The organism is Neisseria sp. WLZKY-1, from assembly GCF_046546535.1.
GTDB lineage: Bacteria > Pseudomonadota > Gammaproteobacteria > Burkholderiales > Neisseriaceae > Neisseria.
Window position 1 is genome coordinate 1 of the sequence record NZ_JBKGTW010000041.1, and the last position, 19599, is coordinate 19599.

A 19599-nucleotide genomic window follows, 5' to 3' on the forward strand; every position below is an offset into this window, starting at 1 on the left:
TGAATGCCCGGATGCGTGATTACTTTGCCGAAAACGGTATCCAAACGGCTTGATTTGAGTTTTGGTATTTTTGCCCGACGGGGTGAAAAATACAGTTGCTACGATAGTGCGGCGGTATTCAAGGCTGCCGAACAGGCGGTCAAACTGGGCAAGCAGATTGAAAACCAGATCAAACAAATCAAAGAACTCAAAGCCCAAGTCAAGGCTCTGACAGGCAGCCGTAATATCGGCAAACTGTTGCGCAACGAAGCACAGGAAGCACTGCCTGACGAATGGAAGGCCGTTTACGAGGCAGCGAAAAAACAGGGCGGCAGCAATGCAAAAGATCTTCTTTCAGGCAAAGGATATAACGCCAAAAGCAGTGACGAGAGACTGGTCAAACAGTTCGACATGACGCTGAAATCAATCAAAGATTCGCAACTGCGGATGGACAACATCCGTTCCCTGATCGACGAAATAGACAAGACGCAGGATGCCAAAGCGGCAGCCGATTTACAGAACCGTATTGCCGGTGAGCAGGCGAAAATACAGCAAAACCAAATCAATCTTGATACAATGGCGCGTCTGTACGAAATGCAGAAAGAAATCGACGAGCGCAACTTTGCACAGCACAACAAATGTGCCAGGGCAAAGAAGCATAATTGGAAAATCGACGGCTGTTGATTTAAGGAAGGTTAAATATGAAAACTATACGGACTTTACTGTTGTGCGCAGTTGCCGCTTCCATACTCGCAGGGTGTGGTGGAAATTCTACTGATTCCGAACTGAAACGGCAGTTGGAAGAAGAAAAGGCCAATGCGCACAAATATAAATGTGCCCGTGCGAAAAAACACGGATGGAAAGTTGATGATTGCCCGCAAGAATCAGGCACATCCCAAAGCAACTGACTATTGAACACTTCGTTAAATCCGGCGAGGCCGTATCTGAAAAAGATACGGCCTTTTTTTGAGGAGTAAAAAATGGCCGGTAGCATCTTTACCGATTTGTCCAAAGAGTTTGTCGCCAAACTGGGAGAAAATCTGTTTTCTTCAGTCGGCAGTTTCATTTCCGGACTCGCCCCGCTGTTTGCCGCCGGTTTCGGGATTTACATACTAATGGTGATTTTAAACGCCTATAACCGCGGCTTCGATGAAAACGCCGTTGATCTGACCAAACGGTGCATAGGCTGGCTGCTGGTTATTGCCTGCGCCTTCAATGCCGCACAGTACACCAAGATTGCGCATTTGGTTTACTCGCTGCCCGAAGGGATGGCGTCCCTGTTCGGCAACAAAGCCTTTGATGCAAGCGCGTTTGATGCCAGTGCGCAGAAGTTGGATACCCTGTTAGCTAAAATCAGCATACTGGCTGACAGCAAAGGCGGCATCGAAGGCGTCGGTTTCAAAATCAACATTACTGCCAAAATCTGGCTGGTCGTCTTTTTGTGCGGCAACCTGATGCTGGCAATGTCTTTTGCTTATTATGTGGTTGCCAAAATCTGTTTGGCGATGACCATTATGATTGGTCCTCTGTTCGTCGGCATGATGCTGTTTCCGGCAACACGGCAGTACGGTATGAACTGGATCGGCCAGTGTTTGAACTATACGGTAACGGTGGTGCTGTTTTCGATTCTGGGCATGGTTCAGACGGCCTATTTCGACAGTCGGATAGACAAATATATCACCGGCAATATCGCCGCAGACCTGGTGGCGGCAGAAGCGTTGCCGCCGATATTTTTCCTGATGACCTTGTTCTTCGTACTGGCCGCAATTAAGATACCGGGAATCGCTTCCGCATTAACGGGCGGCGCAAGTATGGAAGGATTCACCGCCGGTCTGGTGCGTGCGGTATCGCAGAGCAACCTGCTGACCCGGATGGGGCGCGGTGCAGGCGGAATGTTCCGCGGACGCACCGGCGGCTCTATCAGCCGACGTTAATTCAAACAACCGTAAGGGAGGTTTCACATGTTGTCACGTCTTTTGCTGTGCATCATCCTGTCGTTTCCCGTGCTGGGTTATTTCTTCCACGGCACAAAGCTGGGGCAGTTTTTCGGGATGATGACAGGGTTTTCCGTTATCTTTTTCGTTTTGGCAGCCTGTTCCAACGGCCGCCCCTACGACGGGCACTGACCCGTTCCACCCATGCAAGCCTTCCGTTCGGAAGGCTTTTTTATTTGAGGATTCCACCGATGAAAACATTAATCGTCCTGTGTGCGGCACTGTGCATGGCCGCCTGTTCCAGCCTGCCGCCCGAACCGCGCGGACAGGCTTTCCCCATCAACGGCAACCATACGGCGGAGGCCGGAAAATGAGTACGGGTCAGCAATCCAAAAACCAAACCAACCGTCAGGCTTTGAGGTTTGTCCAAGAGGCACAGGCATTCCATACCGCCGATATGGAACGTACCCGCAGGATGGCAAAAACAGCATGGCGCATCACCGCCGCCTGTCTGCTGATTACGGGTGCGGCCGTCGGCGCGGTGGCAGGGCTCACTCCGCTGAAGACCGCCGTTCCCTTTGTTATTAGGGTAGACAACAACACCGGCGTGACCGATGTCGTTACCACTTTGAAAAAATCGGAGAAAAGCTACGGTGAAGTAACCGACAAGTATTTTTTGGCGCAGTATGTGCGTTATAGGGAGGGTTACGACTGGGAAACGGTTCAGGACACCTTCGATGCCACCAATCTGCTGAGTGCGCCGCCGGTGCAGCAGCAGTTCGCCGAACTCTACCGCGAAAGCAAAGACGCACCGCACAAAATCCTGAAAGACAAATTCCGCATTAACGTGCGCGTCAATGCAATCGCTTTTGTCGGCAATATGGCGCAGGTGCGGTTTGAAAAAATCATGATTGCGCTGGGCGGAGATAAAAACGTACTGCCGCCGCAACGCTACATTGCCACCATTGCCTACCAATATAAAAACGCCCCGATGGACGAAAAAGACCGTTTGGTCAACCCGCTGGGCTTCAGTGTAACGTCCTACCGCGTAGACAGGGAGACCACGCCATGATCATGATAAGGACGGATATCCGACATCTGACGGCCGCCGTTTGCGCGGTCGTTTGTTTTCAGACGGCCTTTGCCGATGCACGCATCCGAACCGAAACGTACAGCCCGCAGAAGGTGTACAGCATTTACGCCAAAGTCGGCCGTGCCGCACTCGTCCAGCTGGAAGACGGGGAACGGCTCAAAGGCGATGCCGCAACGCTGGGTATGGGTGACGCGGATGCTTGGAAAGTCGGCGTGCGCGGCAACAATATCGTTTTCAAACCCACCGCCGACAAGCCTGCGACCAATATGATTATTGTGTCCGACCGCCGGACTTATGTCTTCGATCTGAAAATGGCCGACAAAAACCATCCGCCGACCTATGTGATGCGCTTCGATCATCCGGACAGCCGGCAGCGGGCGCAACGGCAGGCAGAGGACAAACGAGCCGCCGCCTTGGCCAAATTGGATGCTGCCGGCGGCCTGTCCGTGCCGTCTGAAAACCGCAACTACTGGGGACGGGGCAGCCGTGAACTGGCACCCACCGCCGCCTACGACAACGGCCGCTTCACCTACTTCGTGTTTGATAACGGCCGCACCATGCCCGCCGTTTACCGTAAAGAAGCCGACAACTCGGAAACCCTGCTCAATACGCACATGGAAGACAACACCGTCGTCATTCACGAAACCGCCGCCCGCTTTGTTCTTCGGCTGGGCAGTTCGGTTTTGGGTGTGGAAAACCGGGGCTACCGTGCAAACGGCCGGTTCAACCGTACGGGAACGGATGACCGCGAAAGCGTCCGTCTTACGAAATAAAGGAAATCCTATGGGAATCATTGCACAATGGCTGCGCAAAAGGCAGCGGAAAGACATGCCGCAGGATGACGGCGGCACGCAGGAACAGGCACACGACACACAGCAGGATATGGCCGAACTTGTCGGGGACAAGGCAATCGAAGGCGGCATTCCTGTCACCTTGGAGGAGGAAGGCGGCAAACGCAGCATGAAAGTGCTGGGTTTTGTCGGCGCTGGGCTGTTTGCTTCAGGACTGATTGTCTCCGGCCTGATGATGTATTTTTCCGAGGAAAGCACCGGTGAAAGCACACAACAGGAAGAAACGGAACAAGTACAAAGCAGCCAGTCCTACGATTTCGCCGCCGACAAGGCGGACATCGAAGCGCAGCAGGCCGCAGCCTCCGAAGCAGCGGCATCTGAGACGGAAGAACAGTCCGCATCCGGTACTGAGTCCGCAGAAGGGCAGAATGTAAGGCAGGAGAACACCGCACCACCGCCCGAAACGGCCGCCTCGCAGCCGCAAAGCCCGCGCGACCGACGCCTGAATGGAGACGTACTGGTTTCCTTCAACAGCGGCTCGGACAGTCTTCCGTCCGCAGAGGCCGACAACAGTGAAAGCGGCGGCCGCTCCGCCCCTTTCGTTCCCGACGTGCCGCCGGAAGAGGCAGGAAGCGGATGGCAGCCGAATTTTGCCGACCGTCTGCGGCCGACGGCCACTGCTGCCGTGTCGGCACAAAAAAGGGGCGATCTGACCTATCTGTTGGCCAAAGGCACCAATATCGCCTGTACGCTGGAAACCCGTATCGTCACCACGCAGCCCGGACTGACCCGCTGCATCGTCAGCAAAGACATTTATTCCGCCAACGGCAAAGTGCTGCTTATCGAGCGCGGCAGCAAAATCACCGGCGAACAGACATCTGCCCTTCTGCAAGGACAGGCACGGGTATTCGTATTGTGGAACGAACTGGAAACACCGGCCGGCATCAAAGCCGCTTTGGCCAGCCCCGGAGCCGGACAACTCGGCGAAGCCGGATTGGGAGCCAAAGTCGACCACCATTTTTGGCAGCGTTTCGGCGGCGCCGTCATGATCAGCCTGATCAGCGATTTTGCCGAAGGCGTCAACCGCCGCCAAAGCCGCAACAACGGGCAGCAGATTACCTTTGAAAATTCGACAGATGCCGCACAGGACATGGCGACCGAAGCCCTGAAAAACAGCATCAACATTCCGCCGACTGGGTATATCAACCACGGGTCGCTGCTGAATATCATGGTTGCCCGCGACCTTGATTTCAGCCGGGTTTACGAACGGGTCAATCCCTATATCCGCAGCACGTCTGATTAATACAATTGCGCACAAAGGCAGCCTGTCAGGCTGCCTTTGTAACGCCGCAGAAGGAAAAAAATGTCTTACACTCCCCATGCAATCCGCAACGACGCATCCGCCCGCAACCTGCTGGACAAACTGGGCATCAGCAGCCTGCTGAACCGTTCCGGCGTAACCGAAGTGCTGATCAACCGTCCCGGTGAATGCTTTATCGAAACTTCCGCCGGCTTCGAGCGCATCGAAAGCGGCGTGCTGACTCTGGACAGCCTGCGCAATCTGGCCAACATTCTTGCCATTTACAACGACAAGCACATCAGCGAACAAAACCCCATCCATTCCGTCACCCTGCCCGACGGCGAACGCGGCCACATCATGCTGCCGCCGTCCTGTGAAACCGGCACCATCGTCTTCGCCTTCCGCAAACCGTCGGACAGCCGTTTCAGTCTGGATGACTATATCGGCAGCGGCCGTCTGGAAAATTTTACCGACTCGTCGTCCGACGGCGTATCCGAACGGCCGCAAATCGACGGCAGCCGTTTCCGCGACATCAGCGACAAAATGGGTCTGCCGCACGACGTGCCGCTGGCCGACTGGCAATATCGAATGCTCGAAGCCAAAGACGACCGCGATATGGAAACCTTCTTTGATCTGGCGGTAGAACACAAACTGAATATCTGCATGGTTGGCGGCACCGGTTCCGGCAAAACCACCTTCACCAAAGCCATTGCCGACCGTATCGACCCGCGCACCCGCATCCTGACCATCGAAGACACCCACGAATTAAGCCTGCCCAAGCATCCCAACCACGCCCATCTCTTTTACAAGGAACACATCACCGCCAAACAGATTATCGCCGCCTGCATGCGCCTCAAACCCGACCGCATCTTCCTCACCGAGCTGCGCGGCGACGAAGCGTGGGACTACCTGTCTGCACTGAACACCGGCCACCCCGGCGGCCTGACCTCCGTCCACGCCAACGACGCCCGCAGCGTCCACTACCGCATCGCCCAATTAGCCAAAGAATCCGCTACCGGCCAAACCATGGATTACAACTACATCCTCAATACCGTACGCGCTACCATCGACGTTGTCTGTTTTTTCAACAAAACCTATATGACCGAGCTGTACTACAACCCGGTGGAGAAATTCAGGGCACTGAGCGGCAGGAACTGAATCGAAGGCCGTCTGAAAGGTTTCAGACGGCCTTTGATTGACAAAGCACTGAGCGGCAGGCAGTATCGTACAAACCCTTTATGCAAAAGGACAGCAAAATGAATACCGTACTGAAAACCGACCCCTTGACCTACGAATTTGCCAGCGAGCAGGAAGCTGCCGAATACGACGCATGGTTTCGTGCCAAAGTGGAAGAAGCCCTGAACAGCGGCAAACCGCCGGTTCCGCACGACGAAGTGGCTGCCCGCATACGTGCCAAACTGGCGGAGATGATAAAAAATGCAGGTTAATTGGGCACCCGAAGCGCAAAGCGATTTGGACAACATTGTGGAATTTATTGCCGCCGACAATCCTTTTGCCGCATCCAACCTTGCCGAAACCCTGTTCGAGACTGCCGAAAAACTCGGGCAGATGCCCTATATCGGCCGTACCGGCAGAGTGGCGGGCATCCGTGAGTTTGTTGCCCATCCCAACTACATTCTGGTTTACAAGGTGGCTTTGGACGAATTGCGGATTCTGCGTGTGCTGCACGGCAGCAGAAAATATCCGTAAAGATTTTCAAACACCGGCGAAGGCCGTCTGAAAAGTTTCAGACGGCCTTCGATTGACAAAGCACCGGCAAACAGGCACGATAAATCAAACAGCAGGAGAATGACGATGAACACTTTGACACTTGATCCACGGATTTACGAATTTGAAAACCAAGCCGCTTCCGACAGTTACACGCAATGGCTGGAAGGCGAGGTACAAAAATCCAAAGCATCGCCGGTTCTCAGTAACGAACAGGCAATGGACAGGTTGGATGCCAACCGAGCAAAACTATTGGAACGCATAAAAAATGCAGGTTAAGTGGAGCGAGCAGGCTGTTTCCGAGGCGGAGGGCATTGTCAATTACATTGCCGGACACAACATTGCAGCCGCTTTGGAAATGGATGACCTGATCCGCCAGTCCGTCCTGATTTTGGAAAAAATGCCCGGAGCAGGCAGATACGGCAGAGTAGCCCATACCCGCGAACTGGTGATTCACAAAAACTATGTTGTGATTTATGAAATTGCTGCGGAATATGTGCTTATCCTCAACGTAAAACATACCGGTCAGAAATATCCATAATTTCCAATAAATACACAAAGGCCGTCTGAAACTTTTCAGACGGCCTTTGTGTATTTCAAAACAAGTAAACGTAAAAGGAAACCCCATGAACGACAACGACATCCTGCAGGAAATTCTGCACACCCTGCGCCAAATCCGCGACCGTTTGCCAGAACCTAGACAACAGCCGTGCCCGCAACAGCAGCCTGAAACCGCCGGTAGAAATCCAAACAATCCTGCCCGCCTGCGGGTTTTGGCGATATTGGGCGAGAGTCAGTCATCCGCTCCAACCCCGCCCGCCGAATCGGATCTTTTGGGTAACTCGCCGAACCGCTCTGTGTAGCGGGTCAATGCATCGTTGAGCCGTTCCCAAAAGGTGTCTTGACCGAACGCTTCCGACCGCCCATAAAACTTGTCCGCTGCCAATATCAGCGCGTGTATGCGGTCAGCCTGTTCTCTTCCCATTTCCGCCGACAGCAGCGTTTCCGCCGCAAACAGCGTCAGCGTTTCCAAATAGGCGACCATTGCCTGAATTTCCGCTTTTAATACCGCCAGCTCTTCTGACTGGCGGTTTTCTGTTTGATTTTTCATTGATTTTAACCTGTAAGAAAGGACGAATTATGCCATACGCCAATAAAATCTATCTGATGGGCAATCTGGGAAAAGACCCGGAAATCCGTTATCTGTCCAACGGCACGCCGGTTGCCAAAGTAAGTCTGGCCTATACCGAAAAATGGAAGGATAAAACCACCGGCGAGCAACAAGAAGCGACAGATTGGTTTACCGTCCTGCTCTACGGCCGCTTGGCGGAAACGGTGGAAAAGTTTCTCAAAAAAAGGGACTGCATGGCGGTATGGGGCAAACTGGAGACGCGCAGTTATACTGACAGATTGGGCATTGAGCGCACGGTTTGCGAAGTAAAGGCGAACGAATTGCAGATTATCCAGACCAAGGCGAGGAGGCCGTCTGAAAACGAAACCGTCCCCGATGATGCGGGTGTCGCCGTATCGGGCGGCATTCACGACTATATGGGCGGTTGATGGAGGAGCGATGAAAAAAGACAACAAACTCATACCCACGCTGATTCTGCTGGCCGTAGTACTACCTCCGGCGGCGGCAGGCGGTCTTTATCTCGGCTCGTGGCTGTTCGTGTCCTGGCTTTCCCTGAAAGCATCTCCCGCAATAGGCATGCTGCCGCGTTACTGGTCTTATCCCAATCTGCCGGAAAGCATGACGCTGCCGCTGGGCGTATCGACAGCCGCAGCAGCGGCTGTAACGTTGGTTCTGCCCTTGATGCTACTGGTGGCTGCCGTGCTGAAACCCAAACGGGAGCTGCACGGTTCGGCACGTTTTGCCAATGCGGTGGAAATTGCCAAACTGGGTCTGATCAACAAAAAGTTTGATCCGAAGAAAGATCTGCCCGATCTGCTGGTGGGGCAGTACAAAGGGCAGTATCTGCGCTGGGCAGGCAACGAATTCATGTATCTGTCCGCCCGCACCCGCTCCGGCAAAGGCGTGGGGATTGTGATTCCCAACTGCCTGCATTACCGGCACAGCATGGTGGTTTACGATCCGAAACTGGAAAACTTCCTGATCAGCGCAGGCTTTCGTGCCAAATGCGGACAGGAGGTTTTTCTGTTCAACCCCGGCGGACGCCTGCCTGAACACGAACGTAATCCCAACGCACCATTGGTTTCCCACAAATGGAATCCGTTCACCTACATCCGGCGCAACCCGCTCTACACTTATAAAGACCTGTCCAATATGGCTGGCATTCTGCTGCCCAAGTCGCCGCGCGATTCCGGCAGCTCCACCTTCTTTACTGAAAGCTCGCGCAAACTGTTTGTCGGCCTCGCACTCTACATGATTGAGACCGAAAACGAACGCGATCTTGAAGATTACCGCCAACGTTCGACGCTGACCAACCTGTTCCGGCTGACCACTCCTACCGGCGGCAAAGCGTTGACTGAATGGATTAAAGACGAAGTGGAACGGCGGGAGCAAGCGGATACCCCTCTCAGTGACCAATGCCGCACCCTGCTGTTGGGCTTTGCCAACGGCAATGCCAAGACAGGCGCCGACATTCTCGCCTCATTGACCGCGCCTTTGGGCATCTTTCTCGATCCCGTAGTGGAAGCGGCCACTTCCGGCGACGACTTCCGGCTGGATGATGTGCGCAAAAAGCCGATGACCGTCTATATAGGTATCGTACCGACAGAGGCCGATACATTCAGCCGTCTGACCAATTTGTTTTTCAGCCAACTGATAGACGTCAACGTCCAACAGGGACTGCCGGAAAACAATCCCGGCCTCTTCCCCTACCAATGCCTGCTGCTGATGGACGAATTCACCGCACTTGGGCCGATACCCGCCGTCCAGCACGGCGTGTCCTATATCGCCGGTTACGGTCTGCGCCTGCTGATCATCATACAGGCGCCTTCGCAGGTGGAAGCGGTTTACGGCCGCGAAAACATGCGCACCTTCTTCACCAACTTCACCCTGCGCATTTTCTACACACCGCGCGACCAGACCGAAGCGGAAGAATACAGCCGTATCATCGGCAACGAAACCTTCAAGGCCAAGTCCGTTTCGCGCGGGAAAAGCAGCCGCAGCACCAGTACCAGCGATCAGGCGCGGGCGGTGATGAACCCAGACGAAATCAAACGGATGCCGCTGGAAGACTGCGTGATCGACGTTGCCGGCAGCCATCCCGTCTATGCGCAGAAAATCGTCTATTGGAAAGACGAAGTATTCAAGCCGCGCATTCATCTGCCGCTGCCCGAAGTCGCCGTCCTCGACATTAAGGCGCACCCGAAACGGGAAGTGCAGGCACCCGATGCGGAGTACGTCCCCGACGAAGAGTTGGAACAGACCGACCGGCAGGACTGTGCCAACGCCAAAGATCTGATTATCTCCATGCTGGCCGGACTGCTGCGCCCCGGCGACAGCAAAGAATACCGTGAAAAAATTGCCTCGGCCGTTGCCAAAGGCTGGGGCATTGCCGACAAGCCGACTGTCGCAAAACTGATGGCAGCGGCACAGGCCGTCTGAAAACGGACTGCTGCGGACGCCTTGTCCCGGCCGCAATCCGGATAACGGTCATCTGAAGTTGTGTTGGACGGCCGTCTGAAACCCGTTTTTCAGACGGCCTTTTTTAATTTGGAGTTCCCATGAGCGATTACGACAACATCCGCAACGCACTGAATTATCTCGATCCCAACGACCGCGACTTCTGGATCAGAATCGGTGCGGCCATCAAAGACCATCAGGGAGAGGAAGGTTTTACCCTGTGGGACGACTGGTCGCGCCATTCCGACAGCTACAAACCGTCAGACGCCAAGGCCGTATGGAAATCCCTGAAACCCGGACACATCCGCATCAACACCCTGTTTTACCACGCCCGCGAAAACGGCTACCGTCCCGAAAAACCCTATACCCCGCCCACTGCCGAAGAACTGGCCGCCCGTCAGGCCGCCGCACGCGCCCGTCGGGCAGAAGCAGAACGGCAGGAAATACAGCAGCGTGAAAAAGCGCGGCGGACGGCCGGATACATCTGGACACAAGCCGCTCCCGCCGACCCCTCCCATCCCTATCTGAAAAGCAAAGGAATAAACAATCCCGTCCTGCTCTCCGGCATCCGCCAAAACGAATACAAGGGCAGTCTGAACCTGGTTGTTCCCGTCTATCACGAAGGCAGGCTGGCCAACATCCAAACCATAGGGGCGGACGGCGGCAAACGCTTTCTCAACGGCGGACAGGTAAAAGGGGGCTACAGCGTTGTCGGCAGCGTTGACGACATGGCAAAAGGACTGGTGATTGCCGAAGGCTTTGCCACCGCAGCCAGCATCCATGCCGCCACCGGCCGCCCCGTTATCGTCGCCTTTAATGCCGGCAATATGGTTGCCGTTGCGGAAAAACTCGCGCAAACCCTGCCGCAGAACGTTCCCGTCACCATTGCCGCCGATAACGATGCCTCGCAAACCGGCATCCAAAAAGCCCGTGAAGCTGCCGCCCTTTTGGGTAGCCGTGCCCGTGCCGTCCAACCCGAATTCACCATGACCCAGATCCGCGACTACCAGCGCGGCCACAGCGGCGACGGTACTCCGCCGCTGCCGAGCGACTTCAACGACCTGCATCTTCTGGCCGGGCTGGATGCCGTACGGCAGGCCGTCGAGTACGGACACAACCTCGCACCCGAAAGGCAGCCTGAAACGACAAAACCCGCAGTGCAGGCAAATCTGACGGCAACCGGCAACACCCCGTTCGTGCAGGCAGTGGACAAAGTGGTATCGGGCAATGTACCCGCCGGCTACATCAGCCTGGGCACAACACCCGACGTGCTGCAGATGCTGGGCGTACCGCAAGGCAAAGTCCGCATCTTGGGCGGCACGATTGAAAAATCCGTGGCCGATTACCTGAACCGGCACAATGCCTACGACAAAAACCGCCATGCGGTGAACCCTGAAGATTTAAAGCTGCTGCCTGGCGAAATGAACGACCCGGTAGCAGTATTCAAATCAAGCACGCAAAGCAATTCCTTTGTGGTGCTGATCCAATTGTATGAGCGTGAAAATGGCAAAGAAAAACCCATGATCGCAGCAGTGCACTTGAGTAAAGGCAAAGGCAAACACGGGGTGGATTTAATCGACGTGGTGAGTGTGTACGGCAGAAGCGATACACAGTTGGAACGCGCTTTTCAGAATGATTTGCTGTATGCAAACGAAAAGAAAGTCCGGGAATTTTTGACTACCCATCCGCTTCAATTGCATTGGGATATTACGTCTAAAACCGAACTTTCTAGTCGCAATATTAAAACAGAAAGCGATTTGGCGCAATGGAAAAATGCCCGTAGGCAGCCTGAAACCGCCCAAGTATCCGAAACGCCCCGCCCCGAAGCCGCCGCACCCGATGCAGCGGCTTTTTCCATGCCTGCCGCAAATGCAGGCCAGACCGGACAGGAGCAACACATGGCACAGCAACCCGAAAAGCAGCCTGAAACCCCGGCCGAACCCGCTGCACCGGCCGCCGATCCCGAGTGGGAACAGACCGTCGCCGACCAGCGCAGGCTGGATAGCGAACGCCGCGCCGAACGCGCCCCGTGGCGCGACTTTCCGCCTGTTATCCGCAACGGCGGGCTCGGCAGCCTGAAAAACGAGTCGGAATATGCGGCGGCAAAAGGCGGCGACAGTACGGAAGCCGTCAAACTAGTCAATAAACTGCTGAAAGAAGAGACCGTGCAGCAGTTCCGCGAAATGATCGGCGACAGAAAGCCGGTGATTGTTTCCGTATCGGCCACGGAAAGTGCCGGACGCAACAAAATACCGTTAGCCATGGCGCAGGCACTGGGCAGCCGTCTGGATTTGCCGGTAGATACCGATATCCAGCAGATCAACAAAGTAAGCCGAACCGGATCCGGCATCGACCACCGCTTAGCCTTCCAGCCGGTATTCGACGGCCGAGTGGAGGCGGGCAGGGACTACCTGATTGTGGACGACACGCTGGCCGTCGGCGGAACGGTGGCCGCACTGCGCGGCTACATCGAAAACCGGGGCGGGCATGTTGTCGGCGCGGGCGTGATGACCGCACACGAAGGCGCATTGAACCTGCCGGTCAAACAGGCTATGATAGACAATATTTCCCGCAAACACGGGAATACTATGGACAATTACTGGAAAGAGGAATTCGGATATGGAATCGACCAACTCACCCAAGGAGAAGCCGGCCACCTCAACGCCGCTCGGGATGTTGAGCAAATCAGAGATCGAATTGCAGAGGCAAGAATTCAAGGAATCGCTGGCACTTATGAACAAACTCAACCCCTATCCCCCGGGCAGCAAGAACGGCCCGACGGAATAGCCCCCGAACCCACCCAAGCCGCCGCACCCGATGCAGCGGCTTTTTCTATGCCTGCCGAAAACGCAAAGCAGGCAGAACAGGAGAAAAACATGGCACAAACAGCCGATACGGCCGCTTTCGACGGCAGAGACTTTGTCCGCAGTTTGAAAAGCGAACTTGAGCAAGGAGACTTTCTGAACAACCCCTCGTTTCCGGTATTTATGAAGGCAGACGGTAGCTATCTCAGCGCCAGAGACGATTACAATGGCTTATATCTGTTTGTTAACGCTCCGGAAGGAAAACCGGTGGAAATCGAATTTTCTTCAAAAACGCATACCCGCAACATACAGATTGACAGTTACGGCAAATCGGTAGCCGAAATATTGGATGAATTAAAGCAATCCGAACCCACCCAAGCCGCCGCACCCGATACAGCGGCTTTTTCCATGCCTGCCGCGAACGAAAAGCAGACAGAACAGGGTCAAAACATGGCACAGCAAACAGACAACCGCCCCGTCTATTCACCAGACAATCCCTATGCCGCCTACGATGCCGAAGTGCGGCAAAATGCCGACGACTGGGAAGCCCGTGTACCGTTGACCGAAGCCATGCTGGCCGATTTCAACCGCCAAGCGGAACAACAAGGTTACGTTACGCACATCGAAGCCCGTCATGCCTCATTGGGACGTTTTCAGGCGGAAAAAGAGCTGGACGGCCGCGCCGCCGTCATCGACGGCGAGTTTAAAAACCATGGCGGCGCATCCGTTTACGAAGCACCGCGTGACTTTACCGTAACCCTGAAGCAAAACGAAGAAGAGCAGGATTATTTCTATACCAACAGTCTGGATGCGGCACTGGCACATGCCGAAACCTATCTGAAAGAGCGGGATCGCCCCATTGCCGAAAACAGCACACAGAAGCAGGCGGAACACACATCTCCTGCCGAAACACGAACCGCCGCTCCAACACCGGAAGCGGCGGTTTCTGCATCTACAGCCGAACAGGAGCAAAACATGGCACAGCAGACCCAAACCGCCGTGCAGCCCGAGCGGCCGTCTGAAAACCCCGCCCGCATTACCGGCATCACCCTTGTGTGGAGCGAAGGCAGCGAAGACAAAGACCGCCGCTTCGACAATTTCGATCAGTTGCAGCAGTGGTTTGAAAAAACCTACCGTACCGCCGATTTCGACCGCCAGCAGGGCTACTCCAAAAACCGCATCGAAGTTTCCTACACCCGCGACGGACAGGAGTACAGCTTTCCCTTCCGCACCGACGTATCGTGGACGAAAGGCGACTTCAACCCGCAGCGCGAACACATCGCCGACCACATGGCCGGTGCGCTGGAACAGCATGGCATCGCCCCCGAAACCGCCCGCGCTGCCAAACAGACCCCGCAGCCCGTGCAGGAACAAAACCCGGCCAAACAGCCCGGGGTGCCGTCTGAAAACCAATCCCAAACTGCCGCCCAGACCCCCAAGTCCGGCCGTTCCGAGTTGCGTGAAAAAGCGGCCAAAGCCCTCGATACCGCAGGCGACATTATGGATGCCGCCGCCCTTGCCGCAGGAGCGGCTACCGGCAACTTTGTCGGCGCGGCCGCACTGGTTGCAGCAAGCAGGGTAGCCGAACACGCCGCCGGCAAGTTGATGGAAGACATGGACAAACAGGCAGAAAAAGTCGATGCGGCAAGCCGCAGGCAGGAGCAACCTGCACCATCCTCAGCCACACAGGAAAACGGCATCGAATACGGCGGCAGCCGCACACAGGATGCCGCCCGCCCCGAACCGGAAACTATTACCGTCGCCGAAGTGCAGGAAAACCTGCGCCGCATTCGCATGGCGGAGAGCCGTGCCGCAACTGCATCCGAAGCCGCGCCGGAAACACAGGCGCGGCCGGCACGGGAGCAGCCGTCTGAAAACGCACGCGGCACACCTGTGGACAGCGGCAGAGAAGCGCGGGCGGATACCGGAAGGCCGTCTGAAAACCCGCCTGCCGAAATGCAGCATGAAGAGCGCACACAGCCCAAACCCGTACTCGATTTGAACTACGAAACCGCCGCCGGTTTGGATGCCCGCTATGTCCGTTACGACGGCCGCTATCTCGATCCGAACAACGCCCGCACCGTGCTGTTTGAAGACAAAGGCGCGAAAATCAAAACCGCCCGCGAAGACGGGCAGACCATCAGCGATATGCTCGATACCGCTCAAGCCAAAAACTGGGACAGCATCCGCATTTCCGGCAGCCATGAATTCAAACGGCAGATGTGGCTGGAAGCCGAGCTGCGCGGCATCCCGAACAGCGGTTATTCACCCGGCAAAGAGGATCTGGCCATGCGCGACCAGATGCGTGAAACGCGGGAGCGCAACAGCATCGAAGCAGGCGGACTCAGCCGGACGGGAGAAGCGGTGCAGAGGCCGTCTGAAAGGCAATCCGACCCCGAACGCACGCAAACGGCAGACAGCCCGTCGCAGGAAGAAGAACCGCCGCGCGGCTGGGAACGGGTGTTTGACGACGATGCGCCGTTGCCTTCAACTGACACCGCAGCCGTTCAGTCGGCGGCCGCAGAAGCACGCGCCGCTGCCGACACGCCTGCCGAATACGCACGATCGGAACAAATGCAGGGAGAGGCCAATATGGCAACCGTACGCCATAACGGCTTGCACGGACAGGCGGCGGCCGCCAACCGCGAACGGCAGCCGGAGTCCGCAGCCTTACAGTCGGCACGCGCGGTTTATATGCAGAAAGCGGAAAAACTGTCCAAAACCGCCAAAGCGCAACTGGCATTCTACGAAAAAAACATGAACGACGTATTCCGCCATCTCGACGGCCCGGATCTCGAACGGGCGATGACCCGCTATTACGAAAGCACTGCCGAACGGATGAAAGGCAGCCACCTTGATATGCCGCGTCCGACACAGATTCCGTCGCAGGAGCAGAAGAACGCTACGGCCACACCTGCTCCGTCGGTAAAAGCCGGACATGAAACCGATCACGAGATCGACCGTTAAACCGAACCGCCCGACGAAAAATATCCGTCGGGCGTTTTTTAGGAGCAGTTATGAAAAGAAAAATCGGCCTTTACGGCCTGACAGACGATGAAATCCAAGCTCTGCGCCGCTTGGCCAAAGACCGCTACGGTAAAGCCAGTGTATCGTTTTTAGCCAAAAAAACCTTACAGCAGATGTTGGCTGCTTCAGAACCCGTTTCAGACAGCCTTCCCGATCCGTCGGGCAAACACACCCGGCGCATCACCCTAAACCTGCCTGCGCGGGACTGCCGCTATCTGTATGCCGCAGCGAAAGAGCAGCACGGCAGCGTCAACGACACCGTGCGCGACATTATCCAGACCCATATCCGCCGCCATCCCTTCGTCTCACAACGGGAAGCGGATGCACTTTACCAATCCAACGCCCAACTGTTGCGCATCGGCCGCAACATCAACCAAATCGCCCGCCAACTGAATACCGGGGAAAATATTTCCCTCACTACCCGCCATATTCTCGATCTGAAAGCCTTTATCGACGCCCATACCGAAACCGTCGCCCGCGTACTGTCAAACAACCGGCGGCAGTAGGCGGTTTGGCCGGACAGACATCCTAAGCAAGCGGACTGAAACCGAATCCGGTTTCAGGCCGCTTCTTATTTGCGCAAATGACAGGAATCACCATGACTCTGCACAAATCTCTGGACGATTGGTTTCTCGGCTATCAGACCCGCGCCGTCAACGGCCGCAGACGGGATCTGTTTAGCCGTTCCAAACACCCGATCAAACCGGGCAGCGCTTTGGCCAACCTGACGGCGGCCGCCCGCAAACATCCCGAAGTGATGGTCAAAATTCCCAAACGGCACAGCGCAAACAGCAAAGGCATGCGCGGCATCCGCAACCATTTGGATTACGTTTCCCGCAACGGTGAAGTCGTGCTGGAAACACAGGACGGAGAAAAACTCAACGGCAAAAAGCAGGTGCGCAGTCTGTTGGATGACTGGAAGAAACTCAACATTGCCGAAGAGAGCCACCGCCGCGAAGCCTTGAACATCGTACTGTCCATGCCCGAAGGTACGCCGCCGCAGGCCGTACTCAATGCCGCCCGCGAGTTTGCCGCCGAACAGTTCGACGGTCACCAGTACGTTTTTGGGCTTCATCATGAAAGCGAATTACAGGGAGAACCGAAGCATCCGCATGTCCATCTTTGCGTACTGATGCGCGACGAAAACGGCCGCCGGTTGAATCCGCGCAAAAACGACCTGTTCGAGTGGCGGGTGCGCTTTGCCGAAAAACTGCGCGACGAAGGTGTACAGTGTGCCGCCACCCGCCGCCAGCATAGGGGTAAAACGCAAAAAGCCGAGCAATCGCAAATACGCGCTATCCGCAACCGCGGCCAAACGCCCTATCGCCACCGGCAATGGGCGCAGGAGCTGGCCGCAGCAGTCAAAAACGGACAGCGGCCGAGCCACCCTTTTCTGTATCAGGCTCTGGCCACTCGCGGGGTAATTGCCAAAGAATACGGGCTGATTGCCCGCGAACTCTACAAAATGGGACACAAAACCGAAGCGCGGATGTTGAAAGAGTTGCAGAAGCAACTGGCCGAAACCGGTTTCACCACCAAAATGCAAGAACAGTTCGACAGCCTGCAACCGTCTTTCAGACGGCCTGAACCCGTCCGCCCGAAACCCGAAGCGGACAACAGCCCGGAACGGTAAACCGCCAGCCGGACAAACTTGTTTTTACACGAAGCAGCATAAAGAAGCCCGCCGCCATACCTTGTTAAACGGGGTATGGCGGCGGGCTTCTTTGCGTCTGCCGTATCAGTAATGATACCGGCACTGGGCAACAAACAAGGTATCGTCGCGCACCTGATAGACCAGCCTGTGTTCCAAATCTATTCTTCTTGACCAAAAACCCTGCCAGTTATGCTTCAACGGTTCAGGCTCTCCCAAACCTTCAAACGGATGCCGCATGACATCTTTAATCAGCAGATTGATTCGTTTCAAAGTCTTTTTGTCCTGAGCCTGCCAGTAAAGATAATCATCCCAAGCATCATCAGCCCATGCCAAAATCATGATTCGTCCAGTTCATGCGTGATGGCGCGGTTTTGGCGGATTTGCTCCACTGCCCGAGTCAGACGTTGTGCGTTTTTCGGGCTGGCAGCCAGATAGGCGGTTTCCTCATAGGAATGGAAATCCTCCAAACTCATGACAACAGCAGGCTTGCCGTTCTGTCGGGTAATCAAAATAGGCCGATGTCCGTCTGCTACTCTATCCAATGTTCCGGCCAACTCTGCGCGAAATGCGGTATAGCTCATCACATCCATAATTCGTATCTCCATCTATATATGTACTTATTATTGTACAGTAAAGATTGCCCAATAATCCAGTCAAACCACTAACCATATCTGAAAAGCCACCCACCCTCACAGCCGCCCAAGCGGCGTTTCCGCCATCGGCGGAATAAAACAGCGTAAAAGCACGCTGTTTTTGGCACCTCGTGCCTATCCTGCGTCTAGTCTAAAAGTCCGTTACAAAACACATGAAGTTGTTTTTTGTTGTCAGGATTGTTGTACGCGCGATGTATGGTGTTGTTTTATATTGTTAAAGGTTGTTTTTAGTTGTATACCTTGTTTTAATGAGTTGTTTAATTGATGTATCATCATTGTTGAACGTTGTTGATGATTGTCTAATGTTGTTTTTTAGTTGTGAAATTTGTTGTTTTAGTATTGTTATAGGTTGTAAAGTGATTATGCTATTGTAGGAGGTTGTAAATGAAAAAAATCCCATTGAACGAATTTATGAAGAGGCAGCAGACGAAAAAAACGCGGACGGTCTTGGCTCCCTTTCTTGATGATATTCTCACCTTGAAAAAAGAAGGCTACACGGAAGCAGTCATCTTGAAATACCTAGCGGAAAACGGTGTAACGACCTCGCAGCAAAACCTTAACCGCTTTATCCGCCGCCAAATGAAACTGCGTGCAGCTGCGGAAGACGGATCGGCAACAAAAGCCGAACCGGTTTCGCAAGCGGCTAAAATTCCGCAGACGTCAAAACCAACGATGCCACCGTCATCTTTCGATAATGCAGAAAAAGGAAAATTCAAATGGCCGCCTGAAATCAATAAGGAAGAGATATATTAGACCTCTTGCGAAAATATTCATCCCATCGCATTAACCAGTCCTGCAATCAGATTTACCCTTAACCCGAACCGTTTCCGCCTGTCGCGGTAAGGCAGCGGCAAGATTTTGAATATCTTCAGCTTCCTGTTGATGTGCTCGATGACGGTTCTGAGTTTGCCTAACCGCCTGTTCGCCTCTTTATCCTGTTTGTCCAGCGGATGATGTTTGGATTTCTTTTTCGGGGTCTGTAATCCGGTTTTAGCCAATCCTTGATAACCCTTATCCGCAATGACTATTTTGTAGGGATAAAGCTCT

General features: G+C 54.7%; 23 protein-coding genes. 19 read left to right on the top strand and 4 right to left on the bottom strand.

The window, feature by feature from the left end:
• Positions 1-15 precede the first annotated feature (15 nt).
• The 13 genes from ACLD9W_RS09730 (at position 16) to ACLD9W_RS09790 (ending at position 7366) form a co-directional block, all read left to right on the top strand.
• Positions 16-663 carry a type IV secretion system protein gene (locus ACLD9W_RS09730; RefSeq protein ID WP_410841833.1) on the top strand — a complete coding sequence of 216 codons (648 nt, stop codon included), beginning with the start codon at positions 16-18 and terminating at the stop codon, positions 661-663.
• Between the two features lie 17 nt (positions 664-680).
• Complete coding sequence (locus tag ACLD9W_RS09735; protein ID WP_410841834.1) at positions 681-887, top strand: hypothetical protein; 207 nt, start codon at positions 681-683, stop codon at positions 885-887.
• Between the two features lie 72 nt (positions 888-959).
• On the top strand, positions 960-1913 hold the full coding sequence (locus tag ACLD9W_RS09740; protein WP_410841835.1) for a type IV secretion system protein: 954 nt from the start codon (positions 960-962) through the stop codon (positions 1911-1913).
• 27 nt (positions 1914-1940) lie between these two features.
• Positions 1941-2105, top strand: coding sequence for a hypothetical protein (locus ACLD9W_RS09745; protein WP_410841836.1), 165 nt, complete (start codon positions 1941-1943; stop codon positions 2103-2105).
• A 59-nt stretch (positions 2106-2164) separates the two neighbouring features.
• Positions 2165-2287 (top strand): hypothetical protein, encoded by a 123-nt coding sequence (locus tag ACLD9W_RS09750; RefSeq protein WP_410841837.1) that lies wholly within the window; start codon positions 2165-2167, stop codon positions 2285-2287.
• A complete protein-coding gene (locus ACLD9W_RS09755) occupies positions 2284-2985 on the top strand; it encodes a virB8 family protein (RefSeq protein ID WP_410841838.1) in 702 nt (233 codons plus the stop codon). The genes ACLD9W_RS09750 and ACLD9W_RS09755 overlap by 4 nt, the downstream gene beginning before the upstream one ends.
• A 2-nt stretch (positions 2986-2987) precedes the next feature.
• Complete coding sequence (locus ACLD9W_RS09760) at positions 2988-3779, top strand: TrbG/VirB9 family P-type conjugative transfer protein (RefSeq protein ID WP_410841839.1); 792 nt, start codon at positions 2988-2990, stop codon at positions 3777-3779.
• A gap of 10 nt (positions 3780-3789) precedes the next feature.
• The gene (virB10, locus tag ACLD9W_RS09765) at positions 3790-5100 is read left to right on the top strand and encodes a type IV secretion system protein VirB10 (RefSeq protein WP_410841840.1); all 1311 of its coding nucleotides are present in this window, start codon (positions 3790-3792) and stop codon (positions 5098-5100) included.
• Positions 5101-5160: 60 nt separating this feature from the next.
• Positions 5161-6255 carry an ATPase, T2SS/T4P/T4SS family gene (locus tag ACLD9W_RS09770; protein ID WP_410841841.1) on the top strand — a complete coding sequence of 365 codons (1095 nt, stop codon included), beginning with the start codon at positions 5161-5163 and terminating at the stop codon, positions 6253-6255.
• Positions 6256-6353: 98 nt separating this feature from the next.
• Positions 6354-6545: a hypothetical protein gene (locus tag ACLD9W_RS09775; protein WP_410841842.1), complete on the top strand. Its 192-nt coding sequence runs from the start codon at positions 6354-6356 to the stop codon at positions 6543-6545.
• Positions 6535-6807, top strand: coding sequence for a type II toxin-antitoxin system RelE/ParE family toxin (locus tag ACLD9W_RS09780; RefSeq protein WP_410841843.1), 273 nt, complete (start codon positions 6535-6537; stop codon positions 6805-6807). The genes ACLD9W_RS09775 and ACLD9W_RS09780 overlap by 11 nt, the downstream gene beginning before the upstream one ends.
• A gap of 105 nt (positions 6808-6912) precedes the next feature.
• Entirely contained in the window at positions 6913-7104 is a 192-nt protein-coding gene (locus ACLD9W_RS09785) for a hypothetical protein (protein WP_410841844.1), read from the top strand.
• Positions 7094-7366 (top strand): type II toxin-antitoxin system RelE/ParE family toxin, encoded by a 273-nt coding sequence (locus tag ACLD9W_RS09790; protein ID WP_410841845.1) that lies wholly within the window; start codon positions 7094-7096, stop codon positions 7364-7366. The genes ACLD9W_RS09785 and ACLD9W_RS09790 overlap by 11 nt, the downstream gene beginning before the upstream one ends.
• Positions 7367-7618: 252 nt before the next feature.
• Here ACLD9W_RS09790 and ACLD9W_RS09795 read toward each other — a convergent pair whose 3' ends face one another.
• The gene (locus ACLD9W_RS09795) at positions 7619-7936 is read right to left on the bottom strand and encodes a hypothetical protein (RefSeq protein WP_410841846.1); all 318 of its coding nucleotides are present in this window, start codon (positions 7934-7936) and stop codon (positions 7619-7621) included.
• Positions 7937-7965: 29 nt separating this feature from the next.
• On the opposite strand from ACLD9W_RS09795, the gene ACLD9W_RS09800 reads away from it, so the two are divergent.
• From ACLD9W_RS09800 to ACLD9W_RS09820, 5 genes are all read left to right on the top strand, one after another.
• Complete coding sequence (locus ACLD9W_RS09800) at positions 7966-8385, top strand: single-stranded DNA-binding protein (RefSeq protein WP_410841847.1); 420 nt, start codon at positions 7966-7968, stop codon at positions 8383-8385.
• A 10-nt stretch (positions 8386-8395) separates the two neighbouring features.
• A complete protein-coding gene (locus ACLD9W_RS09805; RefSeq protein ID WP_410841848.1) occupies positions 8396-10396 on the top strand; it encodes a type IV secretory system conjugative DNA transfer family protein in 2001 nt (666 codons plus the stop codon).
• A gap of 119 nt (positions 10397-10515) precedes the next feature.
• The gene (locus ACLD9W_RS09810) at positions 10516-16185 is read left to right on the top strand and encodes an LPD7 domain-containing protein (RefSeq protein WP_410841849.1); all 5670 of its coding nucleotides are present in this window, start codon (positions 10516-10518) and stop codon (positions 16183-16185) included.
• Between the two features lie 50 nt (positions 16186-16235).
• Entirely contained in the window at positions 16236-16751 is a 516-nt protein-coding gene (gene mobC / locus ACLD9W_RS09815; protein ID WP_410841850.1) for a plasmid mobilization relaxosome protein MobC, read from the top strand.
• Between the two features lie 92 nt (positions 16752-16843).
• On the top strand, positions 16844-17878 hold the full coding sequence (locus ACLD9W_RS09820) for a relaxase/mobilization nuclease domain-containing protein (RefSeq protein WP_410841851.1): 1035 nt from the start codon (positions 16844-16846) through the stop codon (positions 17876-17878).
• A gap of 105 nt (positions 17879-17983) precedes the next feature.
• Here the strand turns inward: ACLD9W_RS09820 and ACLD9W_RS09825 are convergent, their stop codons facing one another.
• Together ACLD9W_RS09825 and ACLD9W_RS09830 are read right to left on the bottom strand one after the other, a co-directional pair.
• Positions 17984-18238: a Txe/YoeB family addiction module toxin gene (locus ACLD9W_RS09825; RefSeq protein ID WP_410841852.1), complete on the bottom strand. Its 255-nt coding sequence runs from the start codon at positions 18236-18238 to the stop codon at positions 17984-17986.
• Positions 18235-18480 carry a type II toxin-antitoxin system Phd/YefM family antitoxin gene (locus ACLD9W_RS09830; RefSeq protein WP_410841853.1) on the bottom strand — a complete coding sequence of 82 codons (246 nt, stop codon included), beginning with the start codon at positions 18478-18480 and terminating at the stop codon, positions 18235-18237. Before ACLD9W_RS09830 ends, ACLD9W_RS09825 begins: the two co-directional genes overlap by 4 nt.
• A 456-nt stretch (positions 18481-18936) precedes the next feature.
• On the opposite strand from ACLD9W_RS09830, the gene ACLD9W_RS09835 reads away from it, so the two are divergent.
• Positions 18937-19305 (top strand): hypothetical protein, encoded by a 369-nt coding sequence (locus ACLD9W_RS09835; RefSeq protein ID WP_410841854.1) that lies wholly within the window; start codon positions 18937-18939, stop codon positions 19303-19305.
• Between the two features lie 17 nt (positions 19306-19322).
• On the opposite strand, the gene ACLD9W_RS09840 is transcribed toward ACLD9W_RS09835, so the two are convergent.
• Positions 19323-19599: transposase family protein (locus tag ACLD9W_RS09840; protein ID WP_410841855.1), on the bottom strand; the 277-nt coding region annotated here is incomplete at its 5' end.

What these genes read in the sequence shown, in the direction of transcription:
- ACLD9W_RS09735 (WP_410841834.1), top strand. Translation starts at nt 681, where the DNA reads ATGAAAACTATACGGACTTTACTGTTGTGCGCAGTTGCCGCTTCCATA.
- ACLD9W_RS09740 (WP_410841835.1), top strand. Translation starts at nt 960, where the DNA reads ATGGCCGGTAGCATCTTTACCGATTTGTCCAAAGAGTTTGTCGCCAAA.
- ACLD9W_RS09745 (WP_410841836.1), top strand. Translation starts at nt 1,941, where the DNA reads ATGTTGTCACGTCTTTTGCTGTGCATCATCCTGTCGTTTCCCGTGCTG.
- ACLD9W_RS09750 (WP_410841837.1), top strand. Translation starts at nt 2,165, where the DNA reads ATGAAAACATTAATCGTCCTGTGTGCGGCACTGTGCATGGCCGCCTGT.
- ACLD9W_RS09755 (WP_410841838.1), top strand. Translation starts at nt 2,284, where the DNA reads ATGAGTACGGGTCAGCAATCCAAAAACCAAACCAACCGTCAGGCTTTG.
- ACLD9W_RS09760 (WP_410841839.1), top strand. Translation starts at nt 2,988, where the DNA reads ATGATAAGGACGGATATCCGACATCTGACGGCCGCCGTTTGCGCGGTC.
- virB10 (WP_410841840.1), top strand. Translation starts at nt 3,790, where the DNA reads ATGGGAATCATTGCACAATGGCTGCGCAAAAGGCAGCGGAAAGACATG.
- ACLD9W_RS09770 (WP_410841841.1), top strand. Translation starts at nt 5,161, where the DNA reads ATGTCTTACACTCCCCATGCAATCCGCAACGACGCATCCGCCCGCAAC.
- ACLD9W_RS09775 (WP_410841842.1), top strand. Translation starts at nt 6,354, where the DNA reads ATGAATACCGTACTGAAAACCGACCCCTTGACCTACGAATTTGCCAGC.
- ACLD9W_RS09780 (WP_410841843.1), top strand. Translation starts at nt 6,535, where the DNA reads ATGCAGGTTAATTGGGCACCCGAAGCGCAAAGCGATTTGGACAACATT.
- ACLD9W_RS09785 (WP_410841844.1), top strand. Translation starts at nt 6,913, where the DNA reads ATGAACACTTTGACACTTGATCCACGGATTTACGAATTTGAAAACCAA.
- ACLD9W_RS09790 (WP_410841845.1), top strand. Translation starts at nt 7,094, where the DNA reads ATGCAGGTTAAGTGGAGCGAGCAGGCTGTTTCCGAGGCGGAGGGCATT.
- ACLD9W_RS09795 (WP_410841846.1), bottom strand. Translation starts at nt 7,936, where the DNA reads ATGAAAAATCAAACAGAAAACCGCCAGTCAGAAGAGCTGGCGGTATTA.
- ACLD9W_RS09800 (WP_410841847.1), top strand. Translation starts at nt 7,966, where the DNA reads ATGCCATACGCCAATAAAATCTATCTGATGGGCAATCTGGGAAAAGAC.
- ACLD9W_RS09805 (WP_410841848.1), top strand. Translation starts at nt 8,396, where the DNA reads ATGAAAAAAGACAACAAACTCATACCCACGCTGATTCTGCTGGCCGTA.
- ACLD9W_RS09810 (WP_410841849.1), top strand. Translation starts at nt 10,516, where the DNA reads ATGAGCGATTACGACAACATCCGCAACGCACTGAATTATCTCGATCCC.
- mobC (WP_410841850.1), top strand. Translation starts at nt 16,236, where the DNA reads ATGAAAAGAAAAATCGGCCTTTACGGCCTGACAGACGATGAAATCCAA.
- ACLD9W_RS09820 (WP_410841851.1), top strand. Translation starts at nt 16,844, where the DNA reads ATGACTCTGCACAAATCTCTGGACGATTGGTTTCTCGGCTATCAGACC.
- ACLD9W_RS09825 (WP_410841852.1), bottom strand. Translation starts at nt 18,238, where the DNA reads ATGATTTTGGCATGGGCTGATGATGCTTGGGATGATTATCTTTACTGG.
- ACLD9W_RS09830 (WP_410841853.1), bottom strand. Translation starts at nt 18,480, where the DNA reads ATGAGCTATACCGCATTTCGCGCAGAGTTGGCCGGAACATTGGATAGA.
- ACLD9W_RS09835 (WP_410841854.1), top strand. Translation starts at nt 18,937, where the DNA reads ATGAAAAAAATCCCATTGAACGAATTTATGAAGAGGCAGCAGACGAAA.